The organism is Halorubrum cibi (assembly GCF_900182635.1).
Classification (GTDB): Archaea; Halobacteriota; Halobacteria; order Halobacteriales; family Haloferacaceae; genus Halorubrum; species Halorubrum cibi.
Window position 1 is genome coordinate 34,332 of the sequence record NZ_FXTD01000013.1, and the last position, 19,532, is coordinate 53,863.

Annotated in this window: 17 protein-coding genes; 9 read left to right on the top strand and 8 right to left on the bottom strand. The window is 68.4% G+C overall.

The window, feature by feature from the left end; all coding sequences use genetic code 11:
- Positions 1 to 9: 9 nt before the first annotated feature.
- Together FN829_RS14780 and purK are read left to right on the top strand one after the other, a co-directional pair.
- Positions 10 to 927 carry an NAD(P)-dependent oxidoreductase gene (locus FN829_RS14780; RefSeq protein ID WP_142987711.1) on the top strand — a complete coding sequence of 306 codons (918 nt, stop codon included), beginning with the start codon at positions 10 to 12 and terminating at the stop codon, positions 925 to 927.
- 72 nt (positions 928 to 999) lie between these two features.
- On the top strand, positions 1,000 to 2,172 hold the full coding sequence (gene purK / locus FN829_RS14785) for a 5-(carboxyamino)imidazole ribonucleotide synthase (RefSeq protein ID WP_142987712.1): 1,173 nt from the start codon (positions 1,000 to 1,002) through the stop codon (positions 2,170 to 2,172).
- Between the two features lie 12 nt (positions 2,173 to 2,184).
- Here the strand turns inward: purK and FN829_RS14790 are convergent, their stop codons facing one another.
- Positions 2,185 to 3,906: a sensor histidine kinase gene (locus FN829_RS14790; RefSeq protein ID WP_142987713.1), complete on the bottom strand. Its 1,722-nt coding sequence runs from the start codon at positions 3,904 to 3,906 to the stop codon at positions 2,185 to 2,187.
- 124 nt (positions 3,907 to 4,030) lie between these two features.
- On the bottom strand, positions 4,031 to 5,572 hold the full coding sequence (locus FN829_RS14795; protein ID WP_142987714.1) for a hypothetical protein: 1,542 nt from the start codon (positions 5,570 to 5,572) through the stop codon (positions 4,031 to 4,033).
- Between the two features lie 138 nt (positions 5,573 to 5,710).
- On the opposite strand from FN829_RS14795, the gene ligA reads away from it, so the two are divergent.
- Both ligA and FN829_RS14805 read left to right on the top strand, forming a co-directional pair.
- Positions 5,711 to 7,507, top strand: coding sequence for an ATP-dependent DNA ligase LigA (gene ligA / locus FN829_RS14800; protein WP_142987715.1), 1,797 nt, complete (start codon positions 5,711 to 5,713; stop codon positions 7,505 to 7,507).
- A 65-nt stretch (positions 7,508 to 7,572) separates the two neighbouring features.
- Positions 7,573 to 8,307: an MBL fold metallo-hydrolase gene (locus FN829_RS14805; protein WP_142987716.1), complete on the top strand. Its 735-nt coding sequence runs from the start codon at positions 7,573 to 7,575 to the stop codon at positions 8,305 to 8,307.
- 36 nt (positions 8,308 to 8,343) lie between these two features.
- On the opposite strand, the gene FN829_RS14810 is transcribed toward FN829_RS14805, so the two are convergent.
- From FN829_RS14810 to FN829_RS14825, 4 genes are read right to left on the bottom strand one after another with little or no spacing between them, the layout of a single operon-like run.
- Positions 8,344 to 9,357: an ABC transporter permease gene (locus FN829_RS14810; RefSeq protein ID WP_142987717.1), complete on the bottom strand. Its 1,014-nt coding sequence runs from the start codon at positions 9,355 to 9,357 to the stop codon at positions 8,344 to 8,346.
- A complete protein-coding gene (locus FN829_RS14815) occupies positions 9,354 to 10,430 on the bottom strand; it encodes an ABC transporter permease (RefSeq protein ID WP_142987739.1) in 1,077 nt (358 codons plus the stop codon). The genes FN829_RS14810 and FN829_RS14815 overlap by 4 nt, the downstream gene beginning before the upstream one ends.
- Positions 10,431 to 10,483: 53 nt before the next feature.
- Positions 10,484 to 12,070 (bottom strand): ABC transporter ATP-binding protein, encoded by a 1,587-nt coding sequence (locus tag FN829_RS14820; RefSeq protein ID WP_142987718.1) that lies wholly within the window; start codon positions 12,068 to 12,070, stop codon positions 10,484 to 10,486.
- A 52-nt stretch (positions 12,071 to 12,122) separates the two neighbouring features.
- Positions 12,123 to 13,238 carry a BMP family lipoprotein gene (locus FN829_RS14825; protein ID WP_142987719.1) on the bottom strand — a complete coding sequence of 372 codons (1,116 nt, stop codon included), beginning with the start codon at positions 13,236 to 13,238 and terminating at the stop codon, positions 12,123 to 12,125.
- A 438-nt stretch (positions 13,239 to 13,676) separates the two neighbouring features.
- Here FN829_RS14825 and FN829_RS14830 point away from each other — a divergent pair, with 438 nt between their 5' ends.
- The 4 genes from FN829_RS14830 to FN829_RS14845 all read left to right on the top strand — a co-directional run bounded on the left by FN829_RS14830 (position 13,677) and on the right by FN829_RS14845 (position 16,970).
- Positions 13,677 to 14,288 (top strand): GNAT family N-acetyltransferase, encoded by a 612-nt coding sequence (locus FN829_RS14830; protein ID WP_142987720.1) that lies wholly within the window; start codon positions 13,677 to 13,679, stop codon positions 14,286 to 14,288.
- Between the two features lie 89 nt (positions 14,289 to 14,377).
- Entirely contained in the window at positions 14,378 to 14,779 is a 402-nt protein-coding gene (gene cdd / locus FN829_RS14835; RefSeq protein ID WP_142987740.1) for a cytidine deaminase, read from the top strand.
- Between the two features lie 78 nt (positions 14,780 to 14,857).
- Complete coding sequence (locus FN829_RS14840; RefSeq protein ID WP_142987721.1) at positions 14,858 to 15,700, top strand: nucleoside phosphorylase; 843 nt, start codon at positions 14,858 to 14,860, stop codon at positions 15,698 to 15,700.
- Positions 15,701 to 15,788: 88 nt separating this feature from the next.
- Positions 15,789 to 16,970 carry an NAD(P)/FAD-dependent oxidoreductase gene (locus FN829_RS14845; protein ID WP_142987722.1) on the top strand — a complete coding sequence of 394 codons (1,182 nt, stop codon included), beginning with the start codon at positions 15,789 to 15,791 and terminating at the stop codon, positions 16,968 to 16,970.
- A 662-nt stretch (positions 16,971 to 17,632) separates the two neighbouring features.
- Here the strand turns inward: FN829_RS14845 and FN829_RS14850 are convergent.
- Positions 17,633 to 18,166 (bottom strand): Rrf2 family transcriptional regulator, encoded by a 534-nt coding sequence (locus FN829_RS14850; protein WP_142987723.1) that lies wholly within the window; start codon positions 18,164 to 18,166, stop codon positions 17,633 to 17,635.
- Positions 18,167 to 18,274: 108 nt separating this feature from the next.
- The gene (locus tag FN829_RS14855; RefSeq protein ID WP_142987724.1) at positions 18,275 to 18,529 is read right to left on the bottom strand and encodes a hypothetical protein; all 255 of its coding nucleotides are present in this window, start codon (positions 18,527 to 18,529) and stop codon (positions 18,275 to 18,277) included.
- A gap of 92 nt (positions 18,530 to 18,621) precedes the next feature.
- Between FN829_RS14855 and rocF the strand changes: the two genes are divergently transcribed.
- Complete coding sequence (gene rocF / locus FN829_RS14860; protein ID WP_142987725.1) at positions 18,622 to 19,527, top strand: arginase; 906 nt, start codon at positions 18,622 to 18,624, stop codon at positions 19,525 to 19,527.
- Positions 19,528 to 19,532: the final 5 nt, after the last annotated feature.

Here is a 19,532-nt window from a genome sequence, read left to right on the forward strand (position 1 = left end):
ACAGGACGTATGCCGACAGCAACCGCCGGATTCGTCGGACTCGGGATAATGGGCCTGCCGATGGCGAAGAACCTCCTCGACGCGGGGTACGACGTCGTCGGGCACAACCGCTCGGACGAGCCGGTTGAGGAACTCGTGGCGTACGGCGGCGAGGACGGCGGGTCGCCCGCTGGCGTCGCCGAGCGGAGCGACGTCGTCTTCCTCTGTCTTCCCGACTCGCCGGCGGTTGAGGACGTCGTGCTCGGCGAGGGCGACGAACCCGATCCGGTGATCGACGGCGTGAGCGACGGGATGGCCCTCGTCGACCACTCGACCATCTCGCCGACCGTCGCGGAGGCGATCGCCGAGCGGCTCGCCGAGGAGGGCGTCGACGTCCTCGACGCGCCCATCTCGGGCGGCGAGTCGGGCGCGATCGAGGGCACCCTCTCGATCATGGTCGGCGGCGACGAGGACGTCCTCGCGGAGTGGAGGGAGGCCCTCGAGGTCACGGGCGAGACCGTGACACACTGCGGGCCGAGCGGGGCCGGACAGACGACGAAGGCGTGCAACCAGATCGTCGTCTCCGCACAGATGGTCGCGGTGAGCGAGGCGCTGGTGTTCGCACACAACGCGGGAGCGGACCTCGAGGCGGTCGTGGACGCGATAAGCGGCGGCGCGGCGGGCTGTTGGACGCTCGACAATCGGGCCGAGTCGATGATCCGCGGCGACTTCGATCCGGGCTTCTTCGCGGAGTACCAGTACAAGGACCTCCGGATCGCGACGGACGCCGGCGAGGCGTTCGGCTCTCCGATGCCCCAGACCGAACTCGCCCACGAGCTGTACAAGTCCATGGTCCAGAACGACATGGGCCGCGACGACAACTCGGGAGTGATGCAGATCCTCGAGATGCTGGCGGGTGAGGAGGCCCGAGTCGACGGCGGGAATTGATATCCACGAACATGGGTATCGATCGGTGGATTCAGGAATATTTATTCGCCGACGTGCGGTATCCCGGCGTAGATGTCGATCACCCTGCCCGGCCCGACACTGGGCGTCGTCGGCGGCGGACAGCTCGGACGGATGCTCGCGGAGGCGGCCTCGCCGCTCGGCGTCGACGTGGTCGTCTTAGACCCCACGCCGGAGTGCCCGGCCTCGGGGGTCGCCCGCGACCAGATCGTCGCCGACTTCGACGATCCCGACGGGATCCGCGAACTCGCCGCGCGCGTCGACGCACTCACCTTCGAGATCGAGCTCGCCGACCCCGAGGTGCTGGCGGCGGCGGGCGCGGAACACGACGTGCCCGTCCAGCCGGATCCGGGAACCCTCGAGACGATCCAGGACAAGCTGGTCCAGACGGAGGCGCTCGCCGACGCGGGGATCCCCGTCCCGGAGTTCGCCGCCGTCGCGACCGCTGACGGGCTCGAGCGCGTCGTCGAGGAGTTCGATGGTGTCATGCTCAAGGCCCGCCGCGGCGGCTACGACGGCCGCGGGAACCTCCCGGTCCGCGAGCCCGAGCAGGCCGCCGACGCGCTCGCCGAGGTCGGCGGCGACGCGATGGCCGAGCGGTTCGTCGACTTCGAGCGCGAGATCGCCGTGATGGGACTGAAGGGAGCCGACGGCGCGACCCGGACCTACCCCGTGACGGAGACGGTCCACCGCGAGGAGATCCTCCGCGAGAGCGTCGCCCCCGCCCGCGCGGACGACGACGTGATCGCCCGCGCCGAGGCGGTCGCGGCGGACGTCCTCGACTTCCTCGACGGGCGCGGCGTCTACGGGATCGAGCTGTTCGAGACCCGCGAGGGAGACGTGCTCGTCAACGAGATCGCGCCGCGCCCGCACAACTCGGGCCACTGGACGATCGAGGGGACGCGGACCTCGCAGTTCGAGAACCACGTCCGCGCCGTGCTCGGCTGGCCGCTCGGCCCGACGGACCTCGTCGCGCCCGCGGTGACCGCGAACGTGCTCGGAGACACCGACGAGAGCCGGTCCGCGACCCTCCACGGCGTCGAGACGGTCCTCGACGCGCCGGACGCTGACCTCCACTGGTACGGCAAGGACGACGCGCGCCCCCTCCGGAAGATGGGCCACCTGACGCTGACCGACGCGACGGCGGATCTGGAGCCACCCGCCCGCGACGCGCTGTTGTCGCGAGCGCGAGAACTCCGAGACAGGGTGACGTTCCGCGAGGCGTAGGGCGGCGGCCGCTCACGACACCTCTGAGGACGCGTCGATCGGGTCGGCGTGCTCGTCGGCCTCGACGAACTCGACGCCGACGATCTCGAACCGCGCGCCGCCGTCCTCGCCGTCCGTCGCCTCGATCGACCAGCCGTGTGCCTCGACGACGTCGCGGACGATCGCCAGTCCGAGCCCTGTTCCTGGCTCGCGCGTCGTGAACCCGACGTCGAAGACGCTCTCGCGTTCGGACTCGGGGATTCCGGGGCCGTCGTCCGCGAGGAAGAACCCGTCCGGCAGTCGGCCGACGGTCACCGTCACCGGTCCGTCGGCGTGATCGCGGGCGTTCCGCACGAGGTTGTCGAGCACTTGCCGAAACCGGACGCGGTCCGCTGAGACGACCGCGCCGACGACCGCGTCGTCGACGACGACCGTGAGGTCGCCGTCCGCGATATCGTCCTCGACCGAGGTGACGGCCTCCTTGAGCGGGACCGATTCGAACTCGGTCACGGTCTCGCCCTGTCTCGAGAGCTGTAACAGATCCTCGAGGAACGCCGTCATGCGGTCGGTCGTGGACTGGATCCGCTCGAAGTACTCCGGGTCCCCCGTCTCGCTCGCGAGCTCCGCGTAGCCGGAGATGACCGAGAGCGGGTTCCGGAGGTCGTGTGAGACGACCCCCGCGAACGCGTCTAACCGTTCGTTCCGCTCCTCGAGGGCTCGCCGCTGCTTCTCTATCGTCGTCACGTCGCCGATCAGGACGACCCAGCCGTACGTCTCGCCGTCTCGCCGGAGCGGCGACCGGCTCAGCCGGAGGAACCGCCCGCCGTCGGGACCCTCGCGAGTCACGAGGACGTCGTCCGTGGCGGTTTCGAGCCGATCGTACTCCGGGAGGCGCGCCGAGGCCGCCGAGCCGACCGCGGCCTGTTGCTCGCCGACGACGGCCTCCGCCGCGGGATTGACGTCGACTATCGTCCCGTCGGCGTCGACGACGACCACGCCGTCGTCCATCTCCGAGACGACGACCCGCGAGGCGATGGGCGTCAGATCGAGGAGCCGGTAGCGGAACATTGCCACTCCGAAACACGCCGTCGAGAGCGATAACGAGACGGGAGTCAGGTTCACCGGTCCCGTCCCGAACGGCGGCAGCGAGAGGGCCTCGAAGACGTTCAACGCGAGTGGGATCAGCGCCCCACAAATGAGCAACACGGCCTGCCGTTTCACCTGCCCACCGGAGCGGAACGCGTTCCCCACGACGAGGGCGGCTCCGGCGATGACTGCGACGTACGAGAAGGCAAGGTGGAACTGATACGCCGGACCGAGCGTCGTCTCCAACCGCGTCAGCGACCCGGTCGTTGCGAGTCCGACGTCGACGAGCGCGAGCGAGTACGGGTTCACGAACAGCAACGCGACTAACGCGACGGGGACTGCCGTGAGCGCCGCGACGACCGGCGGTGTGAGGTTCTCGCCGCGACCGGTGTACGCCAGCGCGAACGCCAGCCAGGCAGATGGGGTGATGGCCGCACCGACGTGTAACAGGCGATGTGCGAACAGCTTCGCCTCGAGGGTGGTGCTCGCGAGTTGGATCCCGTACGTCGCGGCCCACACCGCTGCCGAGAGACAGAGGACGACGAACGCGAGGACCGTTCGATCCCGCCGCTCCGCCGGGACCGACAGGGTCGCGTACCCCGCCCACAGCGACGCAACCAGTGCCGACAGAAAGAGCAAGAGGACGTAGGGGGTTGACTGCCACGGCATGTGGTCGGATCTACCGGATCCTACGCCGTTCGATACTTAAATGGGCCGACCGCGCGGTTCGGTCTCCGTCGGTCGATATCGAGCCGCCGCGTCGAGGCCGGCCGAGAACCCGATACCGCCCGGATCACCACTCCGAGAAGCCGCCGTCGACGAGCGTGTCCGTCTGGCGATCGATGTACGCCCGCTGGGTGTCGTGGACCGCATCGGCGAACGGTTCGTCCGCTTCGAGCCGCGATCGAACGCCGGCGCGCTTCCAGGCGGCCGGCGTCACCCGGTGGTCGACTCGGTATCGCAGCGGGGCGAGCCACGACTCCGCCTCGGTCTCCGAGCAGCCGGCCGTCCGGAGGCCGGCGGCCGCGTGGTCGAGGAGATCGTCGTATATTCGGTCGAGATCCGTCGTGTGCTCGCCGTCGTAGCCGATCCACTCCATGTCGGCCTCGAGGCCGTCGGCGACCGCGGCGTAGAAGTTGTCCCGTGCGGTCTCCCACTCCTGTCCGATGACGGGGTGTTCACGCCGCGGCAGCGCCCCCATCAGTCCCGCGAACGCCGCCTGGAACGCGATCGAGTCCCGGACTGTCGGCTGTGCGGGCACCGGACGGAACTCGATCCGGGCGTTCGCGCTGGAGCGGCTCGCCCCCTCGAACACCGGGCGGACCCATCGCCAGTAGGTGCCGTGTTTCGTCCGGAACGTGGCGAAGTCGTCGTCGAAGCGGTCGGTTCCGGGCGACTCCGGCATGGGAACCAGCGTCTCGTCGCTCGCGATCCGGTCGACGGCGGTCTCGACGTCGTGGAAGTCGCGGGGGAATCTGACCTTGTCGGCGTCGGTCCGGGCGTTGAGCACGGACTCGAACACGTGGACTCGATTCTCCGTCGCGCCCTCCTCGAGGACCCGCTCCGCGTCCCAGTCGTCGTCGTAGAGGTCCGGCGGGAGGAACGGTGAGTTCACGCCGAGTGCTAAAAGCGGCCCGGCGATCCGGAGCGCGTATCGGAAGTGGATCGGCAGCGTGTCGGCCTGTGCGACCTGATAGTGCGGCTGGATCGAGGTGATGAGGCTCTCGGGCATCACCGTGTCCGCCCGCAGCGTGACGCCGGGCGCCTCCAGGGTGACGGACGCGTCATCGCCGGCGTTCGCCATCGCGTGGTAGCGGACGGCGTCGCTCATGTTGGCCGCGACCGTCACGCCGTCGAGGTCGACGTCGTCGGTGAGATATTCGCGGGCGGTCTCACCGGCGGGAGGGATGGTCCAGACGCCGTCGGAGACGAGCCGCATCCCCTCGACCCCCGCGGTGTTCTCCGCGGCCTCCAGGCGGGCCCGGACCTCCGCGAGCTGCGCGCGCAGCCCGTGATCGGAGAGCGGCTGGGGACTCGTCGACATCTCGGCGTTGTGGAGTCCGAGCTCCTTCTCGAACCCCATCAGCTCCAGGAGTCGACGGGGCACGCGCATCAGCGCGTACTCGCCCGCGCGGGACTCCTCGCTCCAGCGGCCGTCGGCGACCGCGTAGAACTCGTACTCGAAGCCGACGATCGACTGGTGGTTGTCGAACGCCCCGTCGTGTAGTCCCTGTTTGACGACCTCCGCCTCCTCCTCGGCGCGCGCGGCGAACTCCTCCGCGTCGACGGCCAGCGCCTCCCGGACGCCGTCGGCGAGGGTCGACTCGGTGCTCATGCGATGGCCGGACGAACCCCTGTAATAAAAGAGCCCCGACCGAGACCGATTCCGCCCGACCGCTTCCCAGCGAGCCGCTCCACGCTGCTCGCCGCCCCGCATCGGCGCGTTTTTGCCCGCCGATCGCCGAACCGGCGTATGGAGTTCGCCGCGTTCGCCGAGCGGGCGGGGAGACTGGAGGCCGAGCCGGCCGACCTCGAGACGACGTCGATCGTCGCCGATCTGCTCGCCGACGCCGGCGACGACCTCGAGACGGCGGTCCGCTTCCTGCTCGGTCGGACCTACCCCGCACACGACGACCGGACCCTCGACGTCGGCCCCGCGTCGTGCCGGGAGGCCATCGCCCGCGCCGCCGGCCCGAACGTCACCGCCGAGGACGTGGAGGCGCGGCTCGCCGATCGCGGGGAGATCGGCGCGGTCGCCGCCGGATTCGACTTCGGCGGCCAGCGGGGGCTCTCGGCGTTCGGCGACGGGAGCGACCCGCTCTCGGTCGCGGAGGTGGACGACACGCTCCGAGAGCTGGCGGCCGCGACCGGCCAGGGGAGCGAGTCCCGGAAGGTCGACGCGCTGTTCGGTCTGTTCAACCGCTGTGATCCGGCGGAGGCGAGGACGCTCGCTCGTCTGGTGCTCGGCGAGATGCGGATCGGCGTCGGCGAGGGCACCGCGCGGGACGCGATCGCCGAGGCGTTTCTCGCGGACGTCGACGCCGAGCGAGAGGGAGGCCCGGGGACGGGGATTGACGGCGAAGGAGGACCGGAGACGGGGATTGACGGTGAGGGCGACGACACTGACCACGAGAACGAAGTCGCCGCCGGCCGAGCGACGGACGGGGCGTACGCGGCCGTCGAGCGCGCCCTTCAGGTGACGAACGATTACGGCCGCGTCGCCCGTCTCGCCCGCGAGGAGGGGAGAGAGGGGCTGGACGCCGAGCGGATCCGGGTCGGGAGGCCGATCCAGGCGATGCTGGCGCAGGCGGGAACCGCCGCGGACGCGGTCGAGTCGTTCGAGGAGGTCGCCGTCGAGACGAAGTTCGACGGGGCTCGCGTCCAGGTCCACTACGCGCCGGGACCCGACGGGTTCGGGCCGCAGCTCTACTCGCGGAACATGGACGACGTGACCGAGGCGTTACCGGAGATCGTCGAGTACGTGGCGGACCGCGTCGACGTCCCGGTCGTGCTCGACGGGGAGGTCGTCGCGGTCGACGACGACGGATCGCCCCTGCCGTTTCAGGAGGTGCTCCGTCGGTTCCGCCGGAAACACGACGTGGACCGGATGCGCGAGGCGGTGACCTGTCGGCTCCACGCGTTCGACTGCCTGCTCGCGGGCGACGACCTCCTGGAGGAGCCGCTCCGCGTGCGACACGATCGGCTCACGGACGTCCTGCCCGAGGCGGCCGCGGAGTTCCGCGTCGTCGACGACGCGGAGGCGGTGGCGCGGATCGAGTCCGCGGCCCTCGAGGCGGGTCACGAGGGCGTCATGCTGAAGAACCCGGCGTCGGCGTACACGCCCGGCAATCGGGGCCGCGACTGGCTGAAACGGAAGCCGGACGTCGAGACGCTGGACGCGGTCGTCGTGGGCGCGGAGTGGGGCGAAGGGCGTCGTGCGGAGCTGTTCGGGACGTTCCTGCTCGCGGTCCGCGACGGCGACGACTACGAGCCGATCGGGAAGGTCGCGACGGGACTGACGGACGAGGAACTCGCGGATCTCACGGAGCGACTGGAGCCGCACGTCGTCGCCGAGTCGGGGACTGAGCTCCGGATCCGGCCCGAGGTCGTCCTCGAGGTGGGCTACGAGGAGATCCAGACGTCGCCGACGTACGGCTCCGGCTACGCCCTCCGATTCCCCCGGTTCGTCGGCGTCCGCGAGGACAAGTCCGTCGAGGCGGCCGACACGCTCGAACGGGTCGCGAGGCTCGCGGAGGGGGACGGCGACTGACGGCCCGGTCCGGACCGTCGAAACGGATGACCACCCTCAAGGATCGAGCGCGCGGAACACGGGGTATGACCGTCAGGTACGACGACCTCGGCGTGGAGTGGCTCGGCTACGCGACCGCACGCGTCTCCGCCGACGACGGCCCGGTGGTGTACACGGACCCCGGGAGATACGGCGTCCTCGACGACTACTGGGCCCGCGACGGCGACGTGGTACTCGTCACCCACGATCACCACTACGATCCGGCGGGGATCCGCTCCGTCGCCGAAGCGGACGCGACGCTCGTGATCTACGAGGCAGTCGACGTCGACCGGATCGGCCGCGACGTGGAATCCGTCGAGTCGCTCGCCGCCGACTACGACGTGGTCCGCGTCGACGACGAGGCCCGCGTCGACGTCGAGACCGGCGACGGAACCGTCACCGTCTGGACGGTCGCCGCGCACAACGAGCCGGACGGTCCCTGCGCGAACGACGACGGGACGGTTCCACACCCCGAGGGCTTCGGCTGCGGGTTCCTGTTCTCGATCGGGGACCGGACCGTACTCTGGCCCGGCGACGGCGACGCGCTCGACGGGCTCGCCGAGCTCGACGTGAACGTCCTCCTCGCGAACATCGGCGGGGGCGGGATCGTCTCAGACCGTCACGCCGCCGCCGACCTCGCGGAACGAATGGTACCGGACCTGGTCGTCCCGATCCACTACGACACCTTCGACGACCTGGAGGCGGACGGGGAGGCGTTCGCCGGCGACGTCGCGTCTCGGTCGATCCCGGTCGCGCTCGACGAGCGTTCCGTGGACCGGTGAAAGCGGTCGCGGGTGGGTTCTAGAGCTTCCCCGGACTCACTCCTCGGTCTCGTACGGCTCGCCGACGACCGCCGGAATTCGCGTCTTCCCGTAGATCGTGAGCACCACGAGCACCGCGACGTACGGCAGCAGGTTGACCAACCGGGCCGAGACCTCGATCCCGACCGTCTGGAACTGGACGTTCAGCATGTCCAGCGCGCCGAACAGCAGCGCAGCCGCCGCGGCACCAACCGGGTTGTAGTTGCCGAACAGGTACGCCACGATGGCGATCCAGCCGCGACCGTCGACCATCGTCGAACCGGTTCCCACGAAGTTCCCGGCGTGAGCGAGCAGCACGGCACCGCCGAGTCCCGCCATCGCGCCGGAGAAGATCACCGTCGCGTAGCGGACGCGGTTCACGTCGACGCCGGCAGTGTCGAGCGCCTCCGGGTTCTCCCCGGCGGCCTGTACCCAGTAGCCGTACCGGGTGCGGTAGAGGAACACCCAGGCGACGCCGACGAGGACGATCGTGAGGAACACGAGCGGCGACTGCCCGAGCGCCAGCTCGTTGATGTTCGTGAGTCCCGGGCTCGACCGGCTCCCCCAGATGAGCGCCGCCGCGAACGGGGCGAACCCGAGGCCGATGAACCAGACCGCCAGCCCGGCGACGATCTGGTCGGCCTTGTACCGGATCAACAGGACGGCGAAGATCACGGTCAGGAGCGTCGTGACCGCGACCGCGACGAGGATCGCGGCCCAGACGTGTCCCTGCGTCGGCGAAGTCCCGCCGAGAGCGAACATCGTCCCGGCCGTGGTGAACGCGCCGATGATCATGAACCCCTCGAGGCCGATGTTGAACACGCCGCTCTTCTCGGCGTACAGCCCGCCGATCGCCGCGAGCGCGATCGGGGTCGCCATCTCCAGCGACCGAGTGACGAACCCCCAGGTGATCAGCCGGGAGAGGTCGACGTCGAACCCGAGAGCGAGGACCGCGGCGAGCACCGCGAGGACGACGAGCGTGATCCCGCCGAGCCGGAGCCGAGCGGCGTCGAGGTACTCGGAGCCGCTCATTCGGCGTCACCTCCGAGTCCCGTTCGCGCCGCGAACATCCGGAACAGTTCCGGAGCCGCGACGAAGAGGACCACGAGACCCACGATCCCGTCGATGAGCTGGACGGGAATGTCGCTGTTGATCTGAACGTGTGAGCCCGCCGATTCGAGTCCGCCGAAGAGCAGCCCGGCCGGGAGCACGCCCACCGGGTTGTTGGCGGCGAGCAGGCTCACGGCGATCGCGTCGAACCCGTAGTTGCCGATGCCGGAGGGGTCGGTGTAGTATCCCTGGATCATGATAACGAAGAGCGCGCCCGTCAGCCCGGCGACCATCCCGGAGAGCGCCATCGTCGAGATGACCATCCGCTTCGCGTCGACGCCCGAGTACGTCGCTGCCGTGTCTTGATACCCGCTCGTCACCATGTCGTACCCGAACCGGGTCCGCGTCATGACCGCCGCGACGAGCGCGACCACGCCGAGCATGAGGAGGATCCCCACGATCGACAGGTTCGGATCGCCGAAGACGGCCTGGGGAAGCTCCACGCTCTCGGGGAGCCGTCGGGTCCGTGTCGCGGTCGCCTCCGGAGCCCCGAACGGACCCGCGACGAGCCAGCCGACGAACCCGGTGGCGATGAAGTTCAACATGATCGTCGTGATGATCTCGTTGGCGTCCCCGTACGCCTTCATCACGCCGGGAAGCGCGCCGTAGAGGCCGCCGGCGACGACGCCGACGACGGTCCCGAAGAGCATCAGGACGATCCCGCCGACCGTTCCCGAGGGCACGAACGCGCCGAGCCAGATGATCGAGATCACAGTGGAGAATCCGCCGACGACGAACTGTCCTTGAACCCCGATGTTGAACACGCCGGCGCGGAACGCGACCGCGACCGCGACTCCCGTCATGACGAAGATCGTCGTGCTCCGGAGCGTTCGAGCGATCGCCCGCTCGCTTCCGAAGGCCCCGACGAGGAGTTGGTTGGCGAACCGTATCGAGTCGTATCCGGCGGCCGCCGCAATGACGAAGCCGATGAGGAGCGCCATCGCCGTCGACGCGATGGCGATCCCGACCCGTTCGAGCACCGACGCGTCGAGCAGACGAGCCGCCAGCGCGTCGAGCGCACCGCCGTTCGAGTCGGGCCCGGAACCGCTCACGACGAGACACCCCCGTCGACGTCGGCGGACGTCTCGTCATCGGCGTCGTCGGACCCCTCCGCCAGCGTCTGGCCGGCCATCAGGAGTCCGAGTTCGGACTCGGTGACCGTCTCGGGATCGACGACGTCGATGAACTCTCCCTCGTACATCACCGCGACGCGGTCGGAGAGCTTCTGGATCTCCTCGAGCTTCGAGGAGACCATCAAGATTCCGACGCCCTCGTCACGGAGTTCCATCAACCGCTTGTGGATGAACTCGATCGACCCGATGTCGACGCCGCGCGTCGGGTGCGACGCGACGAGCACGTCCGGGTCGTGGCCGATCTCCCGACCGACGATGAACTTCTGCTGGTTGCCGCCGGAGAGCGACTCCGCGTTCGCCTCGGGGTTCGGCGGCTGGACGTCGTACTCCTCGATGACGTCCGCGGCGTGTTCGTCCACCGCCCCCCAGTTCAGGATCCCGTTCTCGGCGTACGGCTCGATCGTCTGGTTGCCGAGGAGCGCGTTGCGCTGGAGCGTGTACTCCTGGACGAGCCCCTCGGTCTGGCGGTCCTCGGGAATATAGGCGATCCCGTCCTCGATCCGGTCGCGGCGGCTCCGATCCGTGATGTCGGTCCCGCTCAGTCGGACGGTCCCCCCGGAGGGCCGACGGAGACCGGTGATGCCCTCGATGAGTTCGCTCTGTCCGTTGCCCTGAACGCCCGCGATGCCGAGGACCTCGCCCTCGCGGACGGTGAGATCGACTCCTTCGACCTGTTCTCGGCCGCGGTCGCCCGGCATACGAAGCCCCTCGACTTCGAGCACGGGATCGCCCGTTCCCGGCTCTCGTTCGAGCCGATCGAAGAGGACCTCGCGGCCGACCATCATCCGGGCGAGGTCCTGTTCGGTCGTCTCCGCGGCGGGGACCGTGCCCACGGCTTTCCCGTCCCGAAGGACGGTGATGTCGTCCGCGATCTCGAGCGCCTCGTCCAGTTTGTGGGAGATGAAGATCAGCGATCTGCCGTCCTCGCGGAGGTCGTTCATGACCTCCATCAGCCCGTCGACCTCCTGGGGAGTGAGCACCGCCGTGGGCTCGTCGAGGATGAGTATCTCCGCCCCTCGATAGAGGCTCTTGACGATCTCGACGCGCTGTTGTGCGCCGAGGTCGAGGTCCTCGACCGGAGTGTCGAGATGTCGGTCGACGTCGAATCCGTACCGCTCGCAGATCTCCTCGATGTCCGCTCTGGCGCTCGCCTCGTCGACGGTTCCGCCCTCAGTCGGTTCGTGACCGAGGATGACGTTCTGGAGGACGGTCATCGGCTTCACCAGCTGGAAGTGCTGGTGGATCATGCCGATCCCGGCGTCCATCGCGTCCCGTGGCGATTCGAAGGTTCGCTCCTCGCCGTCGACGTGGATGGTTCCGCTGTTCTGGTCGTAGAGGCCGTACAGAACGCTCATCAGCGTCGTCTTGCCCGATCCGTTCTCCCCGAGGAGGGCGTGTATCGATCCGCTCTCGAGCGTGAAGTCGACCTCGTCGTTGGCGACCACGTCGCCGAACCGCTTCGTTATCCCCTCGAGGCGGACCGCGGGTGCGTTACGCGTCATCGTGTTCTCATGGTGAATGGTTATAAATTGGGACGGGACTGAGAGGAACCGTTCAGCAGCTGGTCGGACCGCAAGTCAGCTCGATCTCGTCGTTCTCGAAGCCGTCCTTCGCGTCTTGGATGTTCTGACTAAGCGCGTCGGGGAGCTCGCCCTCGAAGGCCTGTCCGACGATGAAGTCGATGCTGCCCTGCTCGATGCTGAGGTTGTTCTCACCGACGTACTCGGAGAAGTTTCCGTCGATGACCGCCTCCGAGACGGTGTAGGTCGCTTCGTTGAGTGCCTTGACGGCGGACCCGAGGATGACGTCCTGGTACTGCTCCTCGGTGACTGACTGGTCGACGTCGACGCCGAGCGCGAAGCGTCCCGCCTCCTGGGCCGCCGAGAAGACGCCGCCGCCCGCCGCGGACGCCGCGTGCCAGACGATGTCGGCCCCGTCGTCGATCTGGGAGGACGCCACGTCGTTGGCCGCGCCCGTGTCGGAGAAGCTCCCGCCGTAGCCGGTGAGGACCTCGATGCCGTCATCGACCCATTCGACGCCCTCGATATAGGACTGCTCGAACGCGTTGATGAGCGGGATGTCCTCGCCGCCGACGAAGCCGACCGTCGACCCGTCGGGGTCGGTGGAGCTACCCTCGTACTCGAAGTCCTCCTGGGTCATCACGCCCGCGGCGACGCCCGCGAGGAACGACATCTCGTTGTTCATCTCGATCCAGCCGGAGACGTTGTCGGCGTCCTCGACGACGTTGTTGATGAGCATCCAGTTCTGATCGGGATACTCACTCGCGTTCGTCGTCAGGGGGTCGGTGTGGTTGTCACCGACGCAGATGATGAGGTCGTACCCGCTCTCGGCCACGTCGGCCTGGACGGACTCGTACTGTGCCTCCGAGGTCTCCTCGACCGTCGTGTACTCGAGATCGAAGTCCTCGGACGCCTGCTCGAGTCCCTGGACCGCGTTGTCGTTGAACGCGTTGTCGTCGAACCCGGCCGGGCTCGAGATGATCGCGACCTGCGTGGTCGATCCGCCGCCACCGTCACCGCCGCTTCCGCCGCCTCCGCCACCGAGACACCCGGCGAAGACCGTACCCGTCGCGAGCGCGCCGCCGGACGCGAGAAGCATCCGACGATCGATTCCCGCCGACTCGTCGATTTCCGCCTGCCTATCTGTCATGGATGTATCTAGTAGTCTCGCATCCTCCATTATAAATTTACTTATTAGTGAGTAGCACTATGGACCCGATCCCTCAGAGATAGGATATTTTCTGAAATGCTACCTCATTCTTTTATCTTGTATTTCTACAGATGAATAATTGTGTAAATTGACGAAAGAGCCCGTCGTGGCGGATCCAAAGCTGACGGGGATCGTAGGTGAAGCTGCGCTGAATTCCGAAATACCGCCACACGGACATGAATTTGATCCTTCACGAGTCGTCGAAACGCGGGAACGAGTCGGATACTATCGAGTCGTTCGCCCCAAACGTATCTGTTTTATTATGATTGTGTCGGACCCGTACAACGACTCGCTCGAAGGGAGCGCGATCCACCCGCGTGTCGTCGACGAGGCGACGACCGGCGAACCGTTTTTATCCTCGGCCTCGTAGGACGAGACATGTACGTCCGCGACGCCAAGAACCGTGACGAGGCGTGGTTACTGGACGCGATCGAGCGACTCGGGCTCGACGACGTCGCCTTCCGGTCACGGGACTACGTGATCGCGGTCGACGAGGAGACGGGCGACCGGGCCGGGTTCGGCCGGCTCCGGCTCCACCGGGGCGACGACGCGGAACGGATCGAACTCACCGGGATCGGCGTCCTTCCGGAGTGGCGGGGCCGCGGCGTCGGGGCGCACGTCGTCGAGCGACTCGTCGACACCGCGGCCGCCGAGGGGTTCGAGACGGTGTACGTGCTCACCGACCAGCCCGAATACCTGACGCAGTTCGGCTTCGAGGAGGTCGACACCGACGACCTCCCGGCGGCGCTCTCGGACCGACTCGAGGAGAAGCGGGAGTTCCTCGGCGGCGGCGTGGTCGGCCTCCGCGCCGGCGTCGGCGACTTCGAGATGCCCGATCGGCTCCGTGAAGCGTTCAAGAACGCGGACGCCCAAGGCGGAAGCGGCGACGGAGGCGACGTCGACGCGGAATCCGAAGGGTCCACCGAGTCCGCCGAGGACTTCGGGATCGACCCGGAGACGGCGACCTACAAGTACGACACCGGCCGGTGACGTCGCCGCACTCGCTGCTCGACGCGGACGCCGACGCCGCTCCCTCGACGACCCGACCGCTTATCGGGTCGCCGGCCGAGGGTCGGACCATGGACCTGATCGAGGCCGCCCGCGACGCGCTCGCTGACGCTCACGTCCCGTACTCCGAGTACCGCGTCGGGGCCGCGCTCCGGACCGCAGACGGTACAGTATACACCGGCTGTAACATCGAGAACGCCAACTACTCCAACAGTCTCCACGCCGAGGAGGTCGCGCTCGCCGAGGCGGTGAAGAACGGCCACCGGGAGTTCGACCGCCTCGCCGTCTCCTCCGGCGTCCGCGACGGCGTCACGCCCTGCGGGATGTGCCGACAGAGCCTCGCCGAGTTCGCGGACGAGGACCTTCCCGTGATATGTGACGAGGGCGACGGCGAGACGAGCGAGTACACCCTCGGCGATCTGCTTCCGAACACGATCAGTCAGGGAACGCTCGACGACGCGCGCGACGCCTGAGCGAACCGACTTCCGTCGAGGCGGAACTCTCCCTTCGAGGCGGAACTACTTTTAAACGCCTCGTCGAAGGTCGGGGACATGACCGACGAGCACGACGCGCCGGCCGCCGGCGGCAGCGAGGACCCGAACGACGAGGTCCAGTACCACCTCGAAGTCGGGGCGGGCGACGTCGCCGACGCCGTCCTCCTCCCCGGAAACCCCGAGCGGGTCGACAAGATCACCGCGCTGTGGGACGGCCACGAGGAGGTCGCCTCCCACCGCGAGTACCGCACCGCGACCGGCACCTACGACGACGCGCCGATCTCCGTCACTTCCACCGGGATCGGGTCTCCGTCGGCCGCCATCGCCGTCGAGGAACTCGCGCGCGTGGGCGTCGACACGTTCATCCGGGTCGGCTCCTGCGGCGCGATCCAGCCGGGTATGGCCGTCGGCGACCTGGTCATCACGACCGGCGCGGTTCGTCAGGAGGGAACGAGCGACGAGTACGTCCGCGAGGACTACCCGGCGACCGCCGACGGCGAGGTCGTCTCCGCGCTCGTCGCGGCCGCCGAGCGCCTCGGCTACGACTACCACACCGGGATAACGATGAGCGCCGATTCCTTTTACGCCGGCCAGGGTCGACCGGGCTTCGAGGGGTTCGAGGCCGCCGGCTCCGACGAGCTGGTCGCGGCGCTCCGGGACGCGAACGTGAAGAACATCGAGATGGAGGCGTCGGCCATACTGACGATCGCGAACGTGTACGGTCTGCGCGCGGGCGCGGTGTGCTCGGTGTACGCCAACCGCGTCACCGGCGAGTTCCGGACCGAGGGGGAGTCGCGGGCGGCGGAGACCGCGAGCCTCGCCGTGAAGCTGCTCGCGCGCATGGACGAGATCAAACGGGAGGCTGGCGTCGATCGCTGGCACGCCGGGCTCTCGATCTGAGCTGGGGTGAGACGGCCGCGATCCCGTGGCGGTTCCGTGTGAGAGCCGTTCCAAAGCGACTTTACCCGCGGACCGCGGATCGGAACCCATGACAACTCAGGTCGTCGTCGTCGGCTCCGGCTACGCCGGTGCCGGGGCGGTGAAGGCGTTCGAAGACGAGGTCGGCGAGGGCGAGGCGGAGCTCACCTGGATCTCCGAACACGACTACCACCTCGTCTTACACGAGGTCCACCGCGCGATCCGGAACCCCGCCGTCGAGGACAGCATCACCATCCCCGTCGGCGAGATCATGTCCGAGGACGGCGAGTTCGTCCAGGGTCGCGTCGTCGACGTCGACACCGACGAGCAGGTCGTCGAGACCGACGGGGAGGAGACGGTCGAGTACGACTACCTGCTCTTAGCGATCGGCTCCACCACCGCCTTCTTCGGCATCGACGGCCTGAAAGAGCACGCCCACCAGCTCAAGGGCCTCGCGGACGCCCGCGCCATCCACGAGGACGTCCGCGAGGCGGCCGGGAACGCGACCCGCTCCGAGCCCGCAACCGTCATCGTCGGCGGCGCGGGCCTCTCGGGGATCCAGACCGCCGGCGAGATCGCGGAGTACCGGGACAAACACCGTGCCCCCATAGACATCAAGCTCGTCGAGGGGCTCGACGAGGTGTTCCCCGGTAACGACCCGCAGGTCCAGGGCGCGCTCCGCCAGCGGCTCGAGGACGCGGATGTGGAGATCCTCACCGGCGACTTCATTTCCAAGGCCGACGAGGACGCGGTGTACCTCGGCGGCGGAGACGACGAGGAGCCGGAAGAACTGGCCTACGACGTGCTGATCTGGACCGGCGGCATCACCGGTCAGGAGGAGCTCGACGCGGTCGAGATCGAGAAGGACGACCGCTCGAATCGCGTGTTCGCGGAGTCCGACTTCACCACGAGCGACGACCGCGTGTTCGCCATCGGCGACACCGCCCTGATCGACCAGGGCGGCGACGACGTCGCGCCGCCGACCGCGCAGGCCGCCTGGCAGGCCGCGGAGGTCGCCGGCGAGAACCTCGCGCGGGCCGCCCGCGGCGCGCCGCTCCAGTCGTGGCAACACGAGGACAAGGGGACCGTGGTCTCCGTCGGCGAGGAGGCGGTCGCCCACGACGTGGTCGGAATGCCGATCAAGACGTTCGGCGGCACCCCGGCGAAGCTCCTGAAGAAGGCGATCGCCTCGCGCTGGATCGCGAAGGTCTCCTCGACCGGACGCGGCGTGAGCGCGTTCGGCGACATGTAAGACCACCTTTTTCTCGTCGGGCTCCCGGCGCTCACTGCGTTCGCTTCGGGAACCCCTCCTCGAAAAACCTGGAGGGAAAAAGCCGACTCCGCCGTCTTCGACGGCTCCGTCGGTGAACCGCTCGCTTCGCTCGCGGATGCTCACTACAGTCGAAGTAATGACCGATTCGGTGGCACGCCTCCGAGTGCCCCGGAGGGGCGCGAGGAGCCCGCGAGGGATGCGGTGAGCACTCGGAGAGTGCGAACCGCGAGGCTGGGGAGGCGTGAGGTGCGGTGCGGTCGTGGTACGGGGAGGGATTCAAAGGGGCAGTCGTGAGGACGCCGCAGGCGACGTAAGGACCGCAGGGAGCGAACACAGTGAGCGACCGAGGACCACAGCGAGCGTGCGGCGTCCTCACGACTGGGGCTTTGGCGGTGTTCACCGCGCCAGCAACGATCCCATTCCTATCAGCCCGGTCCCCATCGAAACAACCGTCCTACAAGCACTATTCAGCGACCGGCAGTTTCACTCGATGCCGCGTCTGAAAACGGGACCCCGCAGGAACCAGATCCTCGATCCTCCACTCATCGACGCCGAGCCGCATCGCTCCGGGATAGTGAGCATGAAAACGAATTCACGACCATTCGTGTCGGTCGTACTCCTCAGTGGCTCCCCCCGCTGCGTCAGTGTGCGGCTTCGCCGGCGGGCGCGTGCATGTCGTCGATCCGGAGGATGAGGACGTTCGCGGTGTCGTCTTTCCCGTCGACGGTGCCGTCGATGAGCAGCTTCGAGAGGGGCGTGGGACCGACCGTCACGGAGTCGCCCTCGTGGAAGTCGCGTACCGACCCTTGGACGTGGATCTCCGCGCGGCAGAGCTCGGGGTGGTGGACGCTCGAGAGGTCGATTCCGTCGACGTTCACGCCCTCAACGGTCTCGCCCTCGTGTTTGATCGGGACGTGTGCGGGCTCGTCCATCCGCTGGATGTCGAGCGCCTCATAGGCGTTCGACGTGGGTTTGTACCCGCCCTTCGGGCCGGGAACGCCCTCGACGAGCTGGAGCGCCTTCAGGCTCTGCATCTGGTTCCGGATGGTCCCCGGGTTGCGGTCGACCTCCTCGGCGATCGCTTCCCCCTTGACGGCGTCCTCCTCCTCCCCGTAGAGGTTGATGAGCGCCGAGAGGATGCTTTTCTGGCTCGACGTGAGTTCGATCGATGACATGGGTGCGGATAGATGGCGACCCCGCATAAAGGCGATGGAAGCCACTTATAAATGCGACCGGTCACGGCGAACCGGACACGGCAGACCGGTCCGCCCGGTCTCGCGGGCTCAACGGTAGAGCTGCCGGTATCGCAGGTACGCCGCGGGACTCGCGAGCACGACGAGGAGGCCTATCCCGGCGAGAATCAGTCCGACGTCGCCGAAGAGGAGGAACAGCCCGAATCCGGCGAAGGCGATCACGGACCCCGTAAACGCGGCGGCGATCATCGCCCCGGCCGGACCGATCTCCTCGGGGGCGACCGGTCCCGGATCGCGGTCGCTTCCGTCCGCGCTGTCGCTTTCGTCGACGTCGCTCCCGCCCATGCGCGTTCGTTCGACGGCGACGGGGAAACCGTGACGGATCCGGCGCTTCGCAAATCCACACCTTTCAAGCGGTGGGGAGTCCCCCTACCGATATGACGAGAGTCAGAATCATCGGTGCGCCGACCGACTACGGAGCCAACCGACGCGGGGTCGACATGGGACCGTCGGCGATCCGCTACGGCGGACTCGCGGACGAACTCGCGAGCGCGGGCGTCGACGTCGTCGACGCGGGGGACCTCACCGTTCCCCGCGCCGAGGAGCGGGACCCGGACACCGACGCGCCGGCGGAGGGCGACGCGAAGTTCCTTCACGAGGTCGCCGACGTCTGTCGGCGCCTCGCGGACGAGACCGAGGAGACGCTCGCGGAGGGTGCGGTCCCGCTGGCGCTCGGCGGCGACCACTCGATCGCAATCGGCTCGCTCGTGGGGGCCGCCCGCGACGCCGACGTCGGCGCGGTGTGGTTCGACGCCCATGCCGACCTCAACACCCCGTCGACGACGCCCTCGGGCAACGTCCACGGGATGCCCCTCGCCGCGGCGCTCGGGATCGGCGAGTTCGCGGACACCGAGTGGGCGAACGCGCGGGGACTCGACCCGGAGAACGTCGCGCTCGTCGGGCTCCGCTCGGTCGACGACGCGGAGGTCGAGCTGTTGCGCGAGCACGGCTTCACCGCCTACACGATGTCCGACATCGACGAGCGAGGGATCACGGACGTGACGGAGGACGCGCTCGCGGCGGCCTCGGCCGGCGTCGACGGCGTCCACGTCAGCCTCGACCTCGACTGGCTCGACCCCAAGGAGGCGCCGGGCGTGGGGACGCCGGTCCGCGGCGGCGTCACCTACCGGGAAGCCCACAGCGCGATGGAGATCGTCGACGACGCCGACTGCCTCCGGTCGATGGAGCTCGTCGAGGTGAACCCGACGCTCGACCAGCACAACGAGACGGCCGAGCTCGCGACGGAACTGGCCGCCAGCGCGTTCGGCAAGCGCGTGATCTGAGCGGC